Genomic DNA, 17,142 nt, shown 5'->3' with positions numbered 1-17,142 from the left:
AGACCGAGGACATTGCCCCGCCTAGCGTTATCTGCCGAAAAAGCCGGAATCCCCCGGCGCGATTCAGGGGCTGTCCTAATAAGAGGGCATGGTGACCACGGACGGGCCATCATCGCCGCTGGCCAGACATCAAACAGGATGCTCGGCCTGGTGGGCGGACATAAAAAAGCCGCCGGCATGGCCGGCGGCAATATTGCTGACTAACAGATGGCGGATTACAGGCTGTAGGCCTTCTCGCCGTGGGTGGTGACATCCAGCCCCTCCCGCTCCGCGTCTTCTTTCACTCGCAGGCCGATCAGCAGATCCACCAGCTTGTAGGCCACCACCGAGATGATGCCGGACCAGAGGATGGTCACCCCGACCCCGATGGCCTGAATTTTGACCTGCGCCAAGATGGAGTAGCCCTCCGCCACATGGTTGGTGACGTAGTCCCACACCCCGGTACCGCCCAGATCCGGGCTGGCGAAGACGCCGGTCAGCAGCGCCCCCAGGATACCGCACACCCCGTGCACGCCGAACACGTCCAGACTGTCATCGGCGCCCAGCAGCCGCTTGAGACCGTGGACCCCCCACAGCCCTGCAACACCGCTGATGAGGCCCATCACCAGACCGCCGCCCACTCCGACGAAGCCGGCCGCCGGAGTGATCACCACCAGCCCGGAGACGGCGCCGGAAGCCGCCCCCAGCAGGGAGGGACGACCCTTCATCACCCACTCGGCCAGGGTCCAGGAGAGGGCTGCCGCCGCCGGAGCCACCCAGGTATTGATGAAGGCCAGTGCCGCCGTGCCGTTGGCTTCCAGCGCGGAGCCGGCGTTGAAACCGAACCAGCCGAACCAGAGCAGGGAAGCCCCGATCATGGTCATGGTGAGGCTGTGCGGAGTCATGGGATCACGGCCATAGCCCAGGCGTTTGCCCACCAGATAGGCACCGACCAGACCGGCCACCGCCGCGTTGATGTGCACCACTGTGCCGCCCGCAAAGTCCAGCGCACCGTGCTGGAACAGATACCCGGCGGTCGCGGTGGCCGCTGCCGCGGCATCGGCTGTGGTATAGGCATCCGGACCCGCCCAGTACCACACCATGTGGGCCAGTGGGATATAGGCGAAGGTGAACCAGATCACCGAGAACAGCAGCACGGCGGCAAACTTGATGCGCTCGGCGAAGGCCCCCACGATCAGACCGCAGGTGATGGCGGCAAAGGCGCCCTGGAACACCACATAGATGAACTCGCTGATGCCGACCCCCTTGCTGAAGGTGGCGGCGATGGAATCAGGGGTGACTCCCTTGAGCAGCGCCTTGCTGAAGGAGCCATAAACGCTGTTGCCCTCGGTAAAGGCCAGTGAATAGCCGTAGAGGATCCACAACACGCAGATGAGCGAGAACAGGGTGAACACCTGCATCAGCACGCTCAGCATGTTCTTGCTGCGCACCAGGCCGCCATAAAACAGGGCCAAGCCCGGAATGGACATCAGGATCACCAGGGCTGCCGACAGCAGCATCCAGGTATTGTCCCCCTTGTTGATGGTCACTACTGCCGGTGCCGCAGCCTGCACGACCTCGGCCGAGGCGGCCACCACCTCTTCAGCCCAACTGGGGGCGGCCAGCAAGGCGGCAAGCGCCAACAGGCCAGTCATCACGAGTCTCTTGAGCATACAGCCATCTCCTTCCCTGTCGTCCCGGCTCCCGGCCGGGTCCATTTCCTGATATGAACATCGAAACCGACGATTCACGTACATCCACATTCGCTACACACTGGTGACCGCCCCGCCCATCATTCCTCGGATGAGCGGTATCATGGCGACATAAGTGCTTCAAAGCACAAAGCAGGCCAACTTAATAAATAGATTAAAATCATTGATTTATGCTGGTACCGGCGAAGTAACGCACCAGATTGGCGCACGGGACGCGCTAACTTGAGCAAGTGCGCACTTCCGCTGTGCACACACATACTGCCGCACCGAAATGGCGCAGAGGGACGCCATGCAGGACATCGGCGAGTAGCCGGCTTGTCGGTATCAGCCAGAGAACGGAAGAGCGATGAGAAAGGGGAAAAGCGGAAAAACAAAAGGCCATCATTGCTGATGGCCTTTTGTTTTGGAATTTGATGGTGCCCGGGGTCGGACTCGAACCGACACGGTTATTCACCGGCGGATTTTGAAACCGTCGAACACCCCTTACAATCAATAAGTTACTGATTTTCAACAGGTCAAAAATCTCAATATGACCACATATAGCTAAATATGGAGCGGCTAGATGGACCGATTATGGACACCAAAGCGGGCTTACCATCCCATCAATTGTTACTAAGCAATCTATCTGAGATGATTGACTCTTCGTCAGACTCTTCTGTGCACATCCACAGTAGTGATAAGATCAAAAAACCAACAACTCACGGCGTAACTACATGAATGCAGACCAGATAAAATCGGCGGTCCTAAGTGCAATACAAGTTGTAACGGATGAGATGGGCCTAGAACTCGCAGTTGGGCCACTAAACGATCTCGATTGGGCCTACCTATCTGGAGGGTTCGGTCACCTAAACTGGGATGCAGGGCTTACAGAGTACGGCAACAAGGAATGGTCCTTTGACGTTGCTCTCAAACGACAGTCGGATACTCGCCTACTGAATGCTGCAATACTCGGAGTTTTCCGGCCCGAAACCGATACATTAGAAATGCACTTTGTGGAGTCGTTCATAAGGCGTGAGGAACAGCATCAGTTGAAAGGGCGAGTTTTTGAGATGATGATCATCGCATCTTTCCTGTATGTTGCGGCTGTTGGTGGTAGTACTGTAAGGCTCATGGATGTCGAACCAGAACTCATGGCTTACTACAGCATCTATGGCTTTCAAGTTGATGGCCAAGACATGCATCAGTCGCGAGCAGACCTAGCCTCCACCTTTCGTAGGATTACAGAAGGGGGCTAGTTGGCCGATAAAACTAGCAGGAACAGCGTGTAGTTCTTGTGCAGTTATAACTCGACATCGTACACTTTCAGTGTAGAATCACTTACCCAAACTAGTAACAGAGATGAGTTACTCATACAGGTAGCTCAAGCACAATGAAGTAACTACTAGTCACTTCCATAGAGATGTAACGCACTTTACAGCTATCAAAAGCTTGACTTTACTAGTAGAAAGTCAGATCAAGTAATTACGCGTTAGTAACAGCATTTTAGGCCAACGCAAAAGAGAGCATGACATGACACATACTCAGCATTGCGCCGTAGAACGTAAGCTCGGCGCTCAAGATGTTTATAGCCGCCTGGGTGAGGCCCTCGGCCATGTAATGGCAGCAGCTCCAGAGCTCAAAAAAGATAAGTTTAAGTTCAACGGCCCCGAGATTAGCGGCCCCAAAAAGTGCACTAAAGAAGCTGCATGAATCTTACAAGACATAAAAAAGCACCTTTAATGGTGCTTTTTTTTTTGGCAAAAAAACACTTCCACCCCTGAAAAAACTTACTTTTCAATATCTTAAGTTTGCACCAAAAGTGAGGTGTGACTTGCGTCTTTCAGGGCCGTAATGGGGTTTAACCGTACCGCATCCTCTAGGTGATCTGGTGCAAAATGGCTGTATCTCATGGTCATTTTGATATCGGTGTGGCCGAGGATTCGCTGCAACACCAAGATGTTGCCACCGTTCATCATGAAGTGGCTGGCGAAGGTATGGCGCAGCACATGGGTGCTCTGGCCAGCCGGCAGCTTGATCCCCGCTCGCCTGATAGCTTTCTCGAACTCGGCATAGCAATCATCGAACAGACGGCCAGTGCACTTGGGCAACATGGCCAGCAACCAGGGGGCGACCGGGACAGTCCGGTTTCGCTTTCCCTTTGTCTTGGTGAAGGTGATCCGCCCCATGCCGATCTGTGACCGACTTACTTTCTCAATCTCTGACCAGCGAGCACCGGTCGAAAGGCAGAGCATCACAACCAGCCACAGATCCCGCTGCTCCTTACAGGCATCGAGTAGTTGCTCGATTTCATCCTGGGACAGATAGGCAAGCTCGCTCTCCTGCACCTTGTACTGGCGCAAGTCAGAAAGCGGATTGCCGCCGTGCCAAACCCCGAGGCGGGCCAGCTCATTGAACACCGCTTGCAAATAGAGCTGCTCTCGGTTGATGGTGGTGGGGGTGACCTGCTTGCGCTGCCCAGGAACATAAAGTTCACCCGCCAAGCGTCGTTCACGGTAGGCAGAGAAGTGCTCAGATGTGAACTCGCTGGCCAGAGGGTTATCCAGCGCCTCGCACAACCAAACCAGCTTGTCGCGGCGCCGGTCGCCATCAGCCAAGGTCTGCCCGTGGCGGCCAAACCAGAGGTGAACCAGATCGAGCAGCCGCTGGCCGCTCTGCTCTGGCTCGGGTTCCTCCTCTTTCAGCCACGGCTTGTTCAGCATCTGGTGCCGTTCCCACGCCAGCGCCTCCCCCTTCGTCATAAAGGATTTGCGCAGGCGGGGACCGTTTACCCCATCAGGGCGAACGTCTGCCCGCCACGGCTTGGCTTGCCCCTCAATTTTTTTGACTGTCATCGCACACCGCACGGGCTTGCTTGTGGGATTCAATGGCCTGCGCCAACAGATCGCGCGCAGACTTCAACGACACATCATCGCCAGTTCTGGCCGCGGTATATAGCTGGCCAACAAATGAATAGGTGCGTTGAACGAGGGAAGCAGCATGCCGGATAACCACATCATCATCCATATGGCTGGTGCGAAGGCCGCTCATCGAATCGCTGGCAGCAGATATAACCGGATTGACAGTGCTGAACCGATACTCTGCGAACTGGTTGGGGTCGATCTGCTGGCCATTGAGCAGGCCACCAAAGCGCGCCATCACTCCATCCGTGACCTGGTTCATCTTCTGATAGATATCCTGCTCCAGTCGGCACTGCTCAGCGAGTGGCAGTGCCCGAAGTACCCTGGCTGGGTGCTGATCGGATGATTGTTGCTCCCGCTGTTCATCCGCACTATCAGCCGGTGGCATGGGGGCATCAAGCGGAACAGGCCTGGACAGCCAAGCCCCAGCGCCAGCAGAAAGGAACAAAAGCACAACCCCGACCGCTGCTTTGCCTGGGCGAACCTGCGCCCGTTCCTCTTTGCTCATCTTGAGTACAGACAGGGCATGACTGAAGAACAGCAGGATCCCATGTACGGCAGCCAACACGGCCAGCAGCACCAATCCGCCAGACAGCTCGATTTTTCCATCCGGCACCATGCTAAGCAGCGCAAAACCGAGGAATGCATAAAGCCCTATAAATAGCGCATTCAGCCGGCGCTTCTGTCCAAATAAAGCCGGTTTGAACAAACTGACCACCGTCAGCAGCAAGCATAAAAGGGCTGTCCAGATAGCCAACACAGAAAGCATGAGAACTCCTTAAAACTTCTTGCCAGCCCACACCACCCGGCCAACCAGATCCAGCTCGGCCAGCTCTGCTTTGCTAAGGTCACGGGATTTATACAGGGGGTTGTCGGAAATGATGCGCACCCCACCCAGGTCGAACTGCAGGCGTTTGACGAACAGACCGCCATCGAGGCGCAGCACATAAAGGCCATCACGTGGGGCTTCACCATTTTTCAAACGCACCAGGATCACATCGCCGTCATTGATGGTAGGTTCCATGCTGTCGCCCTTGGCTCGGATGACCGCCATCTTGGCCGGGTCGAATCCTTCACGGCGCAGCCAATCGGTACGGAACGCCATCGGCTCGGCCAGTGGCTCGTCTGTGATATTGGCGCCATGGCCTGCACTCGCAAACACCTGATAGGCGGGAATCGTGGTGAACTCGTCTGTTAAATGGGAGCCTTGAACATCAGAGGTTGGTGAGATAGGCAGATTCGCTCGAACGCTGCTCCCAGCGTCGCCGATGCCAAATACCAGCCACTCAAATGTCACTCCTCCTGCGCGCGCCAGATTGAGAGCGCGATCAACTGGTGGGATGGTCCCTTCATGCAAATAACGTCTTAACCCACCATCAGTCATATCAGCCCTGCGAGCGAAAGCTCGCAATGGTTCATTACCAATGATCCTTTCAAGCCGTTTCGCGAAATCCGACTGGTTGAATGCAATCTCCTGTGCGCGCACATCATTCATTAGTCATCACCATTGATTTTTAGTGAGAATAGAGAGTCACCCACTTGACCAATGCTTTTTTTGGATCAATCATGCAATCGCCAGAAAGCAATGAGCAACCAAGAACAGCAAATAGCAATAGGTGAAAGGGTTTCTATCATGTCAGAGATTGCACTTCAGATCGACACACCAGTAAAAACCATCGAGCGCTACAGCGCCGACTCCGGCATTCCTGTGGGTACGGTCAGAAAAATGATTGCCTGCGGTGAACTGCAAATCATGCCCAAGGCAGGCCCCAAGCACCGCGTCCTGATCAACATGGTCGCGCTGTACCACAAAGCAGCCGCAGCAGCATACCTGCCTGCAATCTCCTGATAACTATGGCACTCAATGGAGCGAGAACCATGTTTATCAGTGACGACTGCAAACATCCGCACTTTGAATCCGCATGCAGCAGATTTCGCGAGAAATACACGATCAGCAAAGTGGCCGCCGCAGCTGGTATAGATGCTCAGGATTTAAGGAACAAGTTAAATCCTGAGCAAGAGCACCAGCTCAAGGTCACTGACCTCATTGCGCTGTACCACGCCACCGAAGGGGACGAAACCCTGATCGACGGCATGCTGATGGAATGCGGGCTGACCGCCATCGCCATTCCAAACGCTGAACGTGCGCCATCCCTCCCCCATCAAGCGATCGACCTCAATGCCAAGGTGGCCAGCATTGGCCAGCGAGCGCTGGAGCTGGCCGAGCGGGGGCGTGTGTCGCGCACCGAACGCAACACCATCGTCAGTGTGGCCACCTCTGCAATGGGGTCGTTGGCACTGCTTATCCACGACATCGAGGCCCGCTTTCAGGCTGTGCCGACTGTCGCCTGCGCATCAGACATCCTGATGCAAACCATGACCATGTAAGGGGAAACCCATGCAACAGACAACCATCAACCACGAAGAACGCAACCTCGCGGGCCTGACTCCGCTGGAGCAGGTGGCCATGAATACCGCCGGCTGCCTGATGCTGCGCGAGCTGTTCGGTAAGACCCGTTCCAGTTTGGATACCGACTGGCTGGCCATGAGCCAGGCCAAGAAAGCGGCCATCTGTGCCATCGCCCGCCAGCCACGTGGCGAGTTGATGACAGCCACCTTGTCAGCCCTGCCACATGCCCAACGCGAGGCGGTCAGGATGGCGGTGATCGCTCTGGAGTACCAGGGGGAGTTTCGCGGCGGCTGTGACACCAAGGTGTGGCACCAGGCACCAGTGACCAGGCCAATAGGAGATATAGAAAGAGAGAAGAAGGAACGCGCCGCAAAGCTGCGGATGAAGCGCGCCGTCATGGCCGCCAACCAGATGACACAAAGCGGCCCGCGAGCAATCGGGCAATAAAAAACCCGCTATCGGTGCGCCAACACCAGCGGGCTTTCATCAATCAGTTATCGACTAGGAGGTCGAATGCCAACTTTAGCCATTCTCAACACAGTGCGCAACCTGCGCCTGCAAAACCGCAAGCTGGCCCGCCTGGGCAGCCGCTACAACTCAAGCCCTGACCTGATTCATGCAGTAGAACGCCCGGCCGCCATCGCCTGGCGAGCGGTCTGGTCATGCGTCAACAGCCGAGGGGGGATCTGATCATGGCTACAGCTATCACTCGCCGCACCGTTCCAACCATCAAAGACGCCAGCGCCTATCTGGTGCAGCAGGGTTACATCAACTGCGGCACCACCTGGCTGCGCGGCCAGAACGGGTACGCCCGCATGGAGCGCATGACCTCTGGCGCGATCCGCATCATCGAGGGGGTGGCATGAAAAAGCTGTTCCACCCCATCACCCCGCAGGCGGCTTTGGCCGATTTGGCAGAGCTGCCGCATCGCATCAAGGCAAATACATACAACACCAAGCGCGGCCCAGAGGGCCGCAATCTACGCGAGCAGGCCCGCCAGCAGCTGCGCTGGCTCAAGGTGTTCCGCTCAATGAACGGGAGGGTTGGCGCATGAGCATCGATGCAATCCATATCGCCAAGCGCGCCGAGCAGGCCGTGCTGCCGCTGCTGACCGAACTGCTGGCCACCGGCGAGCAGGAAAACCGGATCGCCCTGGGCGATCTCTACTCGGGGGATGAGTACATCCAGGTGCAGCTGGTCGTGACTAGCCGCCCTGCGGATCTGCTCGATGATGACTCCGTGATGGGGGATGAGGCATGACAGATCTGTTTGAACTGGAGCCGCCGATCGACGAGCTGGGTGGAGCCGAACCTGGCCCCGCCCATATGCAGCCGCCGGCACCGGTCAGCCAGCTGACCAAGCACTTGGAAGTCGCCCAGGAAGAATTCAACACCTCGGGCAGCGATGACCGACGAAACCGCAACATCGCCCAAGAGCTGCTAGCCCTTGGCGCCATCCGCGCTGTGTACTGGCTGGCGCTGGGCAGCAACGAGGTTGCGCTGGCCAAAGAGATTGCCGAGTGGTGGGCAGAGTGCGAACCGCTCCACGGACTGGGGGAGACCATCAGATGAGCCACCGCCTGATCTCTGACCTGCAAACTCGCGTGGATAGATGGTTCAACACCCTGATGGGTGATGAGGCCCGTTTGCGCAGCTACCAGCGAGACCTGCTGGCAATGCGCCAGCTATCCCCTCGCCCACGCTGCACGGTATCCCTGACCCTGCGCCAGTGTGCCGCCGCAAGAAAAATGGCGAGGCATGCCCGCCATACGCTGGCGTCCTGCAGAAACAACATCAAAGAGCTGCCGGGTAACTACTACCAATGACCAACAAAAACAACAAAGGGCCAGCCGCCGAGGCTGGCCAACTTGGTTTTGCCATCTCTCGCCTGCCTACGCCAAAGCGCAACCAGCTGCAGCTGTCTAAAAAGGCCCTGCGGTCGCGCATCGATGCGCTCGCCAACGCCATGCCGGGTACCAAACTGGAAGCCGCCTTTGTGGGCACCCCTGGTGAATCCGATCTGGTCTGGGCGGTGCAGTTGCTCGATGGCCTCTCCATGCAGTTCACCCAGGTGCTGTTCAAGCAGTACGTACGCCGCCGCAAAGATGGCACCGCCCGCAACTGCCGTAGCGCAAATATCTGGCTGCGGGAGCGGGTGAAGTGGGTTCGCTCTCTGGTAATGGCGCTGCCGGTCGATGCCAACCACCTGCGTGATGACGAGGGCCGTAAACGGGTCTCCCACCAGTTCGCCAACCAGACGGCCGCCATCTGGAAAAATATCGAGCAGAACGCGCCCGCCGGTGAACTGGATCTGATGGAGACATGGGAAGCCATCAAGCAGCCAGCAGACCAGTGGGGCTTTATCGGCAAGATGCCGGACTTCAAAACCAGAGAGGCTCGGGATAACTGGATCCTGAGTGTCATGGTACGCCTGCTATCTGCCAAGTGGTGGGAGAGGCGCGTCAACCGCTGCTGGGATCGCCTGCAAGAGCACATCGCCATTCTGTTGGGCAAGGTGCGCAAGGGCGTTTCTGCCTACGTCTCGAACGCCACCATGAAGGTGGTGCGCGAGCGTAAGCGGGCCATGATGCGCTGGCTGGCCGAGTCGGAAGTGATGAACGAGCAGCACGACCTGGTTGTCTCGATGAAGGATTGCTGGGAGGCCAGCATCTCCAACCCGGTCAACCGCCGCAAAGAGATGATGACCAGGATGCGCGGCTTTGAGGACTACGCCGAGGAACAGGGCCACGTTGGGGTGTTCTTCACCTGGACGGCGCCGAGCCGCTTCCATGCCTGGAAGACAGGCCGCAACGGCAGGACCATCAAAAATGATAAATACCAGGGCACTACCCCGCGTGAAACCTGCGCCTATCTGGCCAAGCTGTGGAGCCTGACCCGCGCCTCACTCAAGCGAAATGACTTACCTGTCTACGGCTTTCGGGTGTGCGAGCCGCACCATGACGGCACCCCGCATTGGCACATGCTGCTGTTTATGCGCCCAAGCGATCGCAACAAGGTGATCAGCACCCTACAGTATTACGCCCTGCACGATGACAAATCCGAGCTGGAACGTACCACGGCAGAGGCTGCCGCCTTTACCGACATCACCCCCCGCTTTGACTGGAAAGTCGTTGACCCCGACAAGGGGGACGCTACCGGTTATATCGCCGCCTATATCGCCAAGAACATCGACGGAGAACACGTGGATGGCGATGACGAGTCGGGTACCACGGCAGACGTGGGCGCCCAGCATGCCTGCGCGTGGGCCAGTTGGTGGGGGATCCGCACCTTTCAGCAGATCGGCGGCGCACCGGTCGGGGTCTGGCGCGAGCTGCGCCGCATCAGCAACGCCAAGAAGAATGGCGATCTGGTGGGGCCACCTAAGCCTGTTCTGCAAGACCCCCGCTTTGAGGCCGCCCGCTATGCCGCCGATAACGGCATCTTTCGCTGCTACCTGCAAGCCATGGGCGGCGCGCTGGCTACCCGTGCCGAACACCCCATCAAGCTGGCCCACCTCATCGAGGAGCAGGCCAACTGCTACGGAGAAGACATCAAGCGCCTGATGGGGCTGCACACCGCACGTATGGGCGTGCGCACTCGCCTTACTGGTTGGGAAGTAGTGCCAGCAGGCACCTATGAGGCCACCAAGGCCGCCAGGGGTTCGGCTTGGGGGGTTGGGGTTAAGACGGGCGACAGCCCGGCACCTTGGAGCTCTGACAATAACTGTACGCAGCCGGATCCAACGGCCTACGCGGATCAGTTAATGGCAGAGCAATGGGATTTATCTCCCTTCTCTATCAGCCGTTTGCGCTCTGGCTCTAGCGTCAGCGTGGACGGTTTCAGCCTCTGGCTTGAGAACGGTCAGGTGCAATCGGGCCGAACGATCCCGAGCGAGTCGGATTGGCTGCCAGAGGGACAGCGACCAGCCGAACAGGGCCAACCGGATGAATACGCGCTGCCGGAAGGCGATGAAGACTGGCCGATGCTGGTTGAGCTGTGCGGCAAGGTTTACCAGGCACAGGGCCATGCCGGCGCATTCCGCTGGATTGAAATGCTGCCGGAGCCATATCAGTCACACATGTGGGCAGAACTGGAGAAGCTGGACACCCAGGAGTGGCTACAAGAACAGAACGACTACAGCGAGGAGTGGGTATGAACAACACGCAGACCGTCAGCCGAGAAGAGTACCGCCGCCTGGATAATCGGATGACCTGCATCCTGCAGCAGCGCTGGCCAGCCAACGAGATCAGCCAGTGGGTGGGGATGCTCAAGGGGAAACAGCAGTCCGTGGCCTGCGCCATCCTGCGCCGCCGGCACCCTCGCCCCGCGCAGCTGGCCCTGCCGGCCATCGCCGCCGAGGTGCCGAACCCATTTCAGGCCAAGTCAAACCGCCACACTGTACCGGTACTCACAGCCGATGGCCGCCAAACTGGTAGACGCCACATTGTGGAGGGGCTAACCCCTGTGGCCATCGACCAGAGCGGCACCATCCGGTGCGCCGTAACCGGCTGCACCCTCTTTATCGCACCGGGCAGCGCCATCGATCGCGCCAACCCGGGCGCCGCCGAACAGCTCAACTCTACTTATCAGCCAGCCTTACACCAGGTAGTGGCTGACCATCGCAAGGAGACAATATGAATCCAGCCACCAAACGCAAGCGGGACCAGCGCCAGCGAAATGCAGCTCTAGGCATCACGCGCGTGGAGGTTAGGATGTCAGAACGGGAGCGCCAGCAGTTGGAAACGCTGCGCATCGCTCGGGCTGGCAGTGGTAAGCCATATTCCTCCGACGAGTACATCAGCACCCTAATCAGGAGAGACTGGGAACGCTGGCTGGAACAGGAGGCTACATTGAAGACCAGCACCTGCCAGCACTGTGGCCACGCCCTACCAAGGGGATGTAGCGGAACCTACAAGGGCGAAGCTGCGTGTTGGCTCACATCAGGCGAAAGAACAATCGCTTTGTGATGAAGCATCAGGAGCCTCTAAACAAAGAGGCTCCATCTGTTCAAAATAAACAATTACACATAGCGTGTATGCCATATATCAACTTGAGTTGAATTCGAAATGAATTAAAGTTGATAAATCCCGCTTCAAACTGAATTTTGATAGCAAAAATCACACATTCCAAGCAGCCATATTAATGTGAGTTTACTTTTGCTATCTCAACACGCCATTACCATGCCAGCAGTCAGTGAAATATATTTCGCATATTCGTTTAGGATGTTCACGAAATGTGTAACCAATTGAACAAACAACACTTTAAGCAAACAAAAACAACCTAGCAACACAAGGTAGCTATCAGAGAAAAATCTGATAGAAATCAGATTGAAATATATATTGACCAGAAAGATGAGGCATGGATACCATGCGCCTCTCGCTAATCAATTAAAAACAATCCTGCCATGCTGGAGGGGATTTATTTGCCAATTCATGGCCCAAGCGTGTCTGAATTGGTGTGCCTATTCCAGTGGTTTATGATGGTGCAGCAGTCAACCAGGTGTAAACATGACATCAGCGATAACAAGCCACGGCTCCAGCCCGAACGGCCAGCAACCAGTCGACCTCATCATCGCTCAAGGCGATCAGTTGATCTCGTCGCTGGCTCTGGTGGCTTATCTGATGGTTTTCAATCAGCCAATCGCTGGGGGGGAGAATGTGAGAAACGGGGATCCCGAGATAGATACAGATGGCGGCCGCATGCTCCAAGTCGAAAAAAGCACGATGACGACCATCAAGCCACCGGCCGACTGTTGCAGGAGCCACATCAATGATCTTGCCTACAGCGGAATTCGTCAGACCATGCCGCTTCAAGACTGCTTTGGTGGTGCTTTTTGCACGAGTCACATAGGCCCGGGCAGCATTCGATCTTTTATTCATGGGGCGCCTCCATCAGGTGCCCGTGCTCGGGGTCTTGCTGACTGTCAAATCTGACAGGTGTTTATTAACAGATATGAAAAATCTAGTCGGCGATCGTCGAGATATGCAATCCGGTTATAGATAAAATCATCAGGTCTAACCAGTCGTAGGAGGCAATGTGCAGGTTGGGATTCAAACAGAGATTTACAGTTCAATCAGGGACATAGCAAAAGTCACCCCTGACCTGAATCTGGAGGACAGAGAAGGCATGTGCAGGGCGATCATCACCTTGTGTGAACTGGGCGAAATGCTCCAGGGAACCGAGAAGAACAAAACAGAGTCGTGAGGCAACGCGACCACGGGATGCAGAAACAACTAGGGGCGCTATTGCGCCCCTAGTCCTTTCAGTACCAGTTGCCGACCCTCCGGCGTGAGTGACCCCATCAAACTGAGCACCAGCTGGTTGGTCGTTCTGGCCGACGGGCTAAGCGTATGGGTAAATGACAAGGTGGCAACCCAACTATGGCCACACTCGGCATCAGTGCACTGGCAATAGAGATCTGACACCTCATCGCTCAGTCGATTGGTCTTGGTAATGCGGCCCCGCTGGCCACACTCTTTGCAAAATACCCGCATCACCCCTCCCTAAAAATCACATTCTCAATCTATAGGTTGCATCTTACATCAGAAGGGCTGTGTTTTTATACAGACACCCCCACTGTTTCCCGAAAGTTGACCCATAGCGCCCGAGGCAGCCCCGCGCTGTTGATGGCGTCCTGCACCAGCTCACAGAGCGGTAGCACCTCGTTCCTGGAATAAGTCGAATCGTACTTTTCGGGATCACCCAGCCCGCCCCCGTTGATCGGGATGATGCCGGCCAGTGCCGCCGGGAACCGGTGCGCCGTCAGCACGTCCTGAGAGGTGATCCCCTTGATGGCCGCGAACTCGTCCTTGGTCGCAATGTCCCCCACCGGGATCAGCTTGATGCCATCGGGTTTGCCATCTGGGATGTTCACGAACATGGAGCGGAAGTTCCCCACCCCCTTGGAGTTGGCGATCATCTGCTTCATTTCTTCTTCGGTGTCATCGTCCATGTTCGGGTCGGTGGCGTAGAAGATGAACCCCATGTGGGCACCATTGAGGAAGTATTTGCGCCGAAACAGGGTGGCATCCTGGTTGAGCAGGGCCGACTGCAGGCCGCCCAGGTAATCCGGCATGCCATAGACCTGCTGCTCGGGGTCGTACTGGGCCAGCCAGATGACATTATCCGGCTGATAGATGATGTTCGGCTTTCCCTGCTGCAGGTAAACAAAGCAGCCATCCTCCCGCCGGCGCAGATAGACACTGGAGAGCGGGTGCAGCCCCACCACCTGGCCGAAGCTGTTGCGCAGCTTAAGCAGGCCCGCGTCCCCGAACTGCAGGTAGTTGTGCACGAATGCCGTGATGGTTGCGCGCTGGTTGGTGAAACGCCCCGCCACCATGTTGCGGCGCGCCATCAGGATGGCCCCATGGTGGGCATTCGCTCGAGCCACTTTGGCCAGCCCCTTGCGGTCAATTGGCGGCTGGTAGTATTCCCCATAAGGGTTGTAAAACACCCCGGTGTAATCGGTCATCCAGGCCGTCGGGTCGATGGCCTCCGGCAAGCTGAACGCCACGGCGCTCTTTGCGGGTGTGGCCACCTTGGCCTGTGGCTGCTGTCGTTTGGTCATTGTTATTCCTGTGAATAGAGGTTGCACATAAAGAGGCGCTCGAACACATCTTTCGGGTATTCGTCTTTCAGCTCATCAATGTCGATGAGGTCGCAGCCCAATCGAATGGCATCCTCAATGGTGATGACGTAACGCCACTGCCGATCGGGGCAGATACGGCCTCCATCTCGCAACTCATCATTCCCGGGGAAATCGCACCTAAGTCGATGGGTGAGGTTCATTTGTCGCCACGTTTCACCAGACCAGAACAGTCTTGCTGTACCGCGGCGCTCAGATACTGTGGAAAAGTAAGTTTTGCGCCAGCGCTTATGCATGGCCATGGAACTAGCCAGAGATAAAATCTTTCCGCAGTCTTCAGACCAGAAATATTCATCGACATACACATGGCCAAACCTGCCAGCGAACGTATGCATGTCGAGCGAGAGGAAGTGTAATTCGGCCCCGTTGGAAAGGGCGATGGGGTTACTGTCGGTCAGGTCGACGCCGAGGTAGTTCTTGGCAATAAAGCAAACATAGGAGCGATACACATCAGCCATTTCTTGGGTTTCAGCAAGAAAGATCTGATTGTCTCCAGTCAATACCGCATCCTCCAACGCCTCGCCGGAGAAGTAGTAAGACATGCCCACCTGATGGGCCTTCAAGATGTTGCGGGTGCGCGGCAGCACCGGGTCGTTCTTCGCCTCCCGACAGCGCAACTGATAGCCAAACAGGGTGTTTAACCATCCATCAAAGTGCTCTTGGGTTATGTGACTGATATCGTTTTTCATGCGGCCTTCTTGCTGGTTACCCAGGTGGACTGACGTTTGCGGGTGGTATCGAGCGGCTCGTTGGCCACGGCGTGGGCGATGGCAAAAAACACGTCAGCGTGTCCGGTCACATTGTCCCGAGCTGCACGGAACGTCATCTGGCCGCCGCCGGTGGTGCTGCGCTTGATGGCGAGGAACGCCAGTGGAATATCCCGATCAGAGCTGTCCCACTCGATGCGGTTCGCCTCCACCACATCGATCATCTTGAGGACCAGCCGCGATTTGCTCTCGATGCTGTAATTGATGGGGTGGCACACCCCTTTGAACTCCGGTTTCAACAGGTCATAGACCCCTGAGCCAATGCCGGACACATCAACCCCGAGATAGGTGACCCGGAACTTCTTGGCAATGCGCACGATCTCCTGCGCCTGAAACTGGAAGTTAAGCCCGCGCCAGTAGTGCTTTTCCAACACCCGGAACCGCTCACCGGCGACCATGGGCGGGGCAACCACCACCAGGGTGGCGTTGTCGCGGGTGCGGCTCGGGTCGTAGCCCATCCACACCTCACGTCGGCCGAACGGGTCAGGCCGCCCGGGCTTGTAGTCTTCCCAGCGGCTGGGGTCTACCCCTGCCCGTTCCATGTCCTGGAACTTGAACACCGACAAGGCATCGTCGATAAACCGGCACATGTAGAGGCGATCAAACACCTCCTCCGGGTACTCGTCTTTGAGCTCCTCAATGTCGATGAGGTTGCAGCCGAGGCGTATGGCATCCTCAATGGTGATGACGTAACGCCACTGTCGATCGGGGCAGATACGGCCTCCGTCGCGCAGGTCATCTTCACCCGGGAAGTCGATCGCCACCCGGCTCGGGCGCTGACCCTTCCAACGATCCCCGGTCCAGAACCGGTACGCTTCGTGAACCTTGCTCGATGGCGTCGAAAAGTAGGTCTTGCGCCAGCGGGATTGCGTTGCCATGGCGCTGGCCACGTCCGACAGCTTCTCGAAGTTGGGGATCCAGAAATACTCGTCGATGTAGACGTTACCCGAGCGGGACTGGGCGCTGTTGGAGTTGGTAGAGCAGAAATGCAACTCGGCCCCGTTCGACAGGACGATGGGGTTACCGGTCAGGGTGACACCGAGGAAGGTCTGGGCAATCTTGCAGATGTAGGAGCGGAACACCTCCGCTTGGGCGCGGGTGGCCGACAGGAATATCTGGTTACCGCCGGTAAGAATGGCATCTTCCAGCGCCTCGCCGGCGAAGTAGTAGGTCATGCCGATCTGGCGTGACTTCAAGATGTTGCGGGTACGCGGCAGCGCCGGGTCGTTCTTCGCCTCCCGACAGCGCAACTGATAGCCAAACAGAGTACCCAGCCACTCGGCAAAGTCATCGGCCGTCAGGTGGCCGACTTCGTTCTTGGCCTTCTTGCCGCCCTTGCCTTTGCGGCCTCCCCCATCCTGACCACCTCTACCACGCCGAGGCGCCTCGGCCGCAGGTTCATCGCTATGCTCGCGCCGGTCGGCCAGCGCCTGCTGGCGCTCGGCCCATTTGATGGCCTTCTCTTTGAGGCTAACATGGTGGCCGATAAGCCGGTCCAGCTCGTCCAGCTCGGCGCTGGTTTTCTTCTCTCGCCCGAGTAACGACTGCACCCGGCGGGCGATGGCATCCTCTACCGCTTCTTCGGTCAGCAGGTCGCGCCAACCGAGCTTTTTGGCCCAGTAGTAGATGATGCGACAGGAGTTGAGCCCCAGTTCGTCCTTGATCTCCTGGGGTGTCCATCGTTTAAGGTAGAGTCCCCGCGCGGCATTGCGGATCTCTTCGGGATACGCCAC

Annotated in this window: 22 protein-coding genes; 13 read left to right on the top strand and 9 right to left on the bottom strand. The window is 57.1% G+C overall.

What is annotated here, in order from left to right; genetic code table 11:
• Positions 1-215: 215 nt before the first annotated feature.
• Positions 216-1,652 carry an ammonium transporter gene (gene amt, locus ACPW75_RS00110; RefSeq protein WP_077095151.1) on the bottom strand — a complete coding sequence of 479 codons (1,437 nt, stop codon included), beginning with the start codon at positions 1,650-1,652 and terminating at the stop codon, positions 216-218.
• Between the two features lie 752 nt (positions 1,653-2,404).
• Between amt and ACPW75_RS00105 the strand changes: the two genes are divergently transcribed.
• A complete protein-coding gene (locus ACPW75_RS00105; protein ID WP_425904400.1) occupies positions 2,405-2,926 on the top strand; it encodes a hypothetical protein in 522 nt (173 codons plus the stop codon).
• A 274-nt stretch (positions 2,927-3,200) separates the two neighbouring features.
• The gene (locus ACPW75_RS00100; RefSeq protein WP_425904399.1) at positions 3,201-3,380 is read left to right on the top strand and encodes a hypothetical protein; all 180 of its coding nucleotides are present in this window, start codon (positions 3,201-3,203) and stop codon (positions 3,378-3,380) included.
• A gap of 92 nt (positions 3,381-3,472) precedes the next feature.
• Here ACPW75_RS00100 and ACPW75_RS00095 read toward each other — a convergent pair whose 3' ends face one another.
• From ACPW75_RS00095 to ACPW75_RS00085, 3 genes are read right to left on the bottom strand one after another with little or no spacing between them, the layout of a single operon-like run.
• Positions 3,473-4,522, bottom strand: coding sequence for a site-specific integrase (locus ACPW75_RS00095; RefSeq protein ID WP_425904398.1), 1,050 nt, complete (start codon positions 4,520-4,522; stop codon positions 3,473-3,475).
• Positions 4,503-5,357, bottom strand: coding sequence for a hypothetical protein (locus tag ACPW75_RS00090; protein ID WP_425904397.1), 855 nt, complete (start codon positions 5,355-5,357; stop codon positions 4,503-4,505). Before ACPW75_RS00090 ends, ACPW75_RS00095 begins: the two co-directional genes overlap by 20 nt.
• A 9-nt stretch (positions 5,358-5,366) precedes the next feature.
• Entirely contained in the window at positions 5,367-6,083 is a 717-nt protein-coding gene (locus ACPW75_RS00085; protein WP_045525328.1) for a LexA family transcriptional regulator, read from the bottom strand.
• A 90-nt stretch (positions 6,084-6,173) separates the two neighbouring features.
• Here ACPW75_RS00085 and ACPW75_RS00080 point away from each other — a divergent pair, with 90 nt between their 5' ends.
• The 11 genes from ACPW75_RS00080 to ACPW75_RS00030 all read left to right on the top strand — a co-directional run bounded on the left by ACPW75_RS00080 (position 6,174) and on the right by ACPW75_RS00030 (position 11,635).
• A complete protein-coding gene (locus tag ACPW75_RS00080; protein ID WP_408823703.1) occupies positions 6,174-6,437 on the top strand; it encodes a hypothetical protein in 264 nt (87 codons plus the stop codon).
• Between the two features lie 29 nt (positions 6,438-6,466).
• Positions 6,467-6,976, top strand: a complete 510-nt coding sequence (locus ACPW75_RS00075) for a phage regulatory CII family protein (protein WP_425904396.1) — start codon at positions 6,467-6,469, stop codon at positions 6,974-6,976.
• Positions 6,977-6,986: 10 nt separating this feature from the next.
• Positions 6,987-7,445 carry a hypothetical protein gene (locus ACPW75_RS00070; protein ID WP_425904395.1) on the top strand — a complete coding sequence of 153 codons (459 nt, stop codon included), beginning with the start codon at positions 6,987-6,989 and terminating at the stop codon, positions 7,443-7,445.
• A gap of 66 nt (positions 7,446-7,511) precedes the next feature.
• Positions 7,512-7,688: a hypothetical protein gene (locus ACPW75_RS00065; protein WP_421170937.1), complete on the top strand. Its 177-nt coding sequence runs from the start codon at positions 7,512-7,514 to the stop codon at positions 7,686-7,688.
• 2 nt (positions 7,689-7,690) lie between these two features.
• Positions 7,691-7,864: a hypothetical protein gene (locus tag ACPW75_RS00060; protein ID WP_425904394.1), complete on the top strand. Its 174-nt coding sequence runs from the start codon at positions 7,691-7,693 to the stop codon at positions 7,862-7,864.
• Positions 7,861-8,052, top strand: coding sequence for a hypothetical protein (locus ACPW75_RS00055; RefSeq protein WP_411659459.1), 192 nt, complete (start codon positions 7,861-7,863; stop codon positions 8,050-8,052). The genes ACPW75_RS00060 and ACPW75_RS00055 overlap by 4 nt, the downstream gene beginning before the upstream one ends.
• Positions 8,049-8,258 carry a hypothetical protein gene (locus ACPW75_RS00050; protein WP_324006252.1) on the top strand — a complete coding sequence of 70 codons (210 nt, stop codon included), beginning with the start codon at positions 8,049-8,051 and terminating at the stop codon, positions 8,256-8,258. The genes ACPW75_RS00055 and ACPW75_RS00050 overlap by 4 nt, the downstream gene beginning before the upstream one ends.
• A complete protein-coding gene (locus ACPW75_RS00045; protein ID WP_425904393.1) occupies positions 8,255-8,569 on the top strand; it encodes a hypothetical protein in 315 nt (104 codons plus the stop codon). The genes ACPW75_RS00050 and ACPW75_RS00045 overlap by 4 nt, the downstream gene beginning before the upstream one ends.
• Positions 8,566-8,823 carry a hypothetical protein gene (locus ACPW75_RS00040; RefSeq protein WP_425904392.1) on the top strand — a complete coding sequence of 86 codons (258 nt, stop codon included), beginning with the start codon at positions 8,566-8,568 and terminating at the stop codon, positions 8,821-8,823. Before ACPW75_RS00045 ends, ACPW75_RS00040 begins: the two co-directional genes overlap by 4 nt.
• On the top strand, positions 8,820-11,153 hold the full coding sequence (locus ACPW75_RS00035; RefSeq protein WP_425904391.1) for a replication endonuclease: 2,334 nt from the start codon (positions 8,820-8,822) through the stop codon (positions 11,151-11,153). The genes ACPW75_RS00040 and ACPW75_RS00035 overlap by 4 nt, the downstream gene beginning before the upstream one ends.
• Positions 11,150-11,635 (top strand): hypothetical protein, encoded by a 486-nt coding sequence (locus ACPW75_RS00030; RefSeq protein ID WP_425904390.1) that lies wholly within the window; start codon positions 11,150-11,152, stop codon positions 11,633-11,635. The genes ACPW75_RS00035 and ACPW75_RS00030 overlap by 4 nt, the downstream gene beginning before the upstream one ends.
• A gap of 875 nt (positions 11,636-12,510) precedes the next feature.
• Here ACPW75_RS00030 and ACPW75_RS00025 read toward each other — a convergent pair.
• From ACPW75_RS00025 to ACPW75_RS00005, 5 genes are all read right to left on the bottom strand, one after another.
• Positions 12,511-12,876, bottom strand: a complete 366-nt coding sequence (locus tag ACPW75_RS00025) for an XRE family transcriptional regulator (protein ID WP_323094170.1) — start codon at positions 12,874-12,876, stop codon at positions 12,511-12,513.
• A gap of 363 nt (positions 12,877-13,239) precedes the next feature.
• Positions 13,240-13,491, bottom strand: coding sequence for an ogr/Delta-like zinc finger family protein (locus ACPW75_RS00020; RefSeq protein WP_139731506.1), 252 nt, complete (start codon positions 13,489-13,491; stop codon positions 13,240-13,242).
• A gap of 65 nt (positions 13,492-13,556) precedes the next feature.
• A complete protein-coding gene (locus tag ACPW75_RS00015; protein ID WP_323965789.1) occupies positions 13,557-14,564 on the bottom strand; it encodes a phage portal protein in 1,008 nt (335 codons plus the stop codon).
• Between the two features lie 2 nt (positions 14,565-14,566).
• Entirely contained in the window at positions 14,567-15,331 is a 765-nt protein-coding gene (locus ACPW75_RS00010; protein ID WP_425904389.1) for a terminase large subunit domain-containing protein, read from the bottom strand.
• Positions 15,328-17,142 carry a terminase large subunit domain-containing protein gene (locus tag ACPW75_RS00005; RefSeq protein WP_425904388.1) on the bottom strand — a complete coding sequence of 605 codons (1,815 nt, stop codon included), beginning with the start codon at positions 17,140-17,142 and terminating at the stop codon, positions 15,328-15,330. The genes ACPW75_RS00010 and ACPW75_RS00005 overlap by 4 nt, the downstream gene beginning before the upstream one ends.

This window comes from Aeromonas sp. FL131, assembly GCF_049860615.1.
Lineage (GTDB): Bacteria > Pseudomonadota > Gammaproteobacteria > Enterobacterales > Aeromonadaceae > Aeromonas > Aeromonas hydrophila.
Note: the sequence above shows the minus strand (reverse complement) of the source record. Positions and strands in the feature narration are given on the sequence as shown.

Bases quoted from the DNA above. Each gene is read 5' to 3' on its own strand.
- ACPW75_RS00100 (WP_425904399.1), top strand. From the start codon at position 3,201: ATGACACATACTCAGCATTGCGCCGTAGAACGTAAGCTCGGCGCTCAA.
- ACPW75_RS00040 (WP_425904392.1), top strand. From the start codon at position 8,566: ATGAGCCACCGCCTGATCTCTGACCTGCAAACTCGCGTGGATAGATGG.
- ACPW75_RS00050 (WP_324006252.1), top strand. From the start codon at position 8,049: ATGAGCATCGATGCAATCCATATCGCCAAGCGCGCCGAGCAGGCCGTG.
- ACPW75_RS00025 (WP_323094170.1), bottom strand. From the start codon at position 12,876: ATGAATAAAAGATCGAATGCTGCCCGGGCCTATGTGACTCGTGCAAAA.
- ACPW75_RS00015 (WP_323965789.1), bottom strand. From the start codon at position 14,564: ATGACCAAACGACAGCAGCCACAGGCCAAGGTGGCCACACCCGCAAAG.
- ACPW75_RS00020 (WP_139731506.1), bottom strand. From the start codon at position 13,491: ATGCGGGTATTTTGCAAAGAGTGTGGCCAGCGGGGCCGCATTACCAAG.
- ACPW75_RS00095 (WP_425904398.1), bottom strand. From the start codon at position 4,522: ATGACAGTCAAAAAAATTGAGGGGCAAGCCAAGCCGTGGCGGGCAGAC.
- ACPW75_RS00055 (WP_411659459.1), top strand. From the start codon at position 7,861: ATGAAAAAGCTGTTCCACCCCATCACCCCGCAGGCGGCTTTGGCCGAT.
- amt (WP_077095151.1), bottom strand. From the start codon at position 1,652: ATGCTCAAGAGACTCGTGATGACTGGCCTGTTGGCGCTTGCCGCCTTG.
- ACPW75_RS00105 (WP_425904400.1), top strand. From the start codon at position 2,405: ATGAATGCAGACCAGATAAAATCGGCGGTCCTAAGTGCAATACAAGTT.
- ACPW75_RS00065 (WP_421170937.1), top strand. From the start codon at position 7,512: ATGCCAACTTTAGCCATTCTCAACACAGTGCGCAACCTGCGCCTGCAA.
- ACPW75_RS00075 (WP_425904396.1), top strand. From the start codon at position 6,467: ATGTTTATCAGTGACGACTGCAAACATCCGCACTTTGAATCCGCATGC.
- ACPW75_RS00080 (WP_408823703.1), top strand. From the start codon at position 6,174: ATGAGCAACCAAGAACAGCAAATAGCAATAGGTGAAAGGGTTTCTATC.
- ACPW75_RS00060 (WP_425904394.1), top strand. From the start codon at position 7,691: ATGGCTACAGCTATCACTCGCCGCACCGTTCCAACCATCAAAGACGCC.
- ACPW75_RS00030 (WP_425904390.1), top strand. From the start codon at position 11,150: ATGAACAACACGCAGACCGTCAGCCGAGAAGAGTACCGCCGCCTGGAT.
- ACPW75_RS00090 (WP_425904397.1), bottom strand. From the start codon at position 5,357: ATGCTTTCTGTGTTGGCTATCTGGACAGCCCTTTTATGCTTGCTGCTG.
- ACPW75_RS00085 (WP_045525328.1), bottom strand. From the start codon at position 6,083: ATGAATGATGTGCGCGCACAGGAGATTGCATTCAACCAGTCGGATTTC.
- ACPW75_RS00045 (WP_425904393.1), top strand. From the start codon at position 8,255: ATGACAGATCTGTTTGAACTGGAGCCGCCGATCGACGAGCTGGGTGGA.
- ACPW75_RS00035 (WP_425904391.1), top strand. From the start codon at position 8,820: ATGACCAACAAAAACAACAAAGGGCCAGCCGCCGAGGCTGGCCAACTT.
- ACPW75_RS00070 (WP_425904395.1), top strand. From the start codon at position 6,987: ATGCAACAGACAACCATCAACCACGAAGAACGCAACCTCGCGGGCCTG.
- ACPW75_RS00010 (WP_425904389.1), bottom strand. From the start codon at position 15,331: ATGAAAAACGATATCAGTCACATAACCCAAGAGCACTTTGATGGATGG.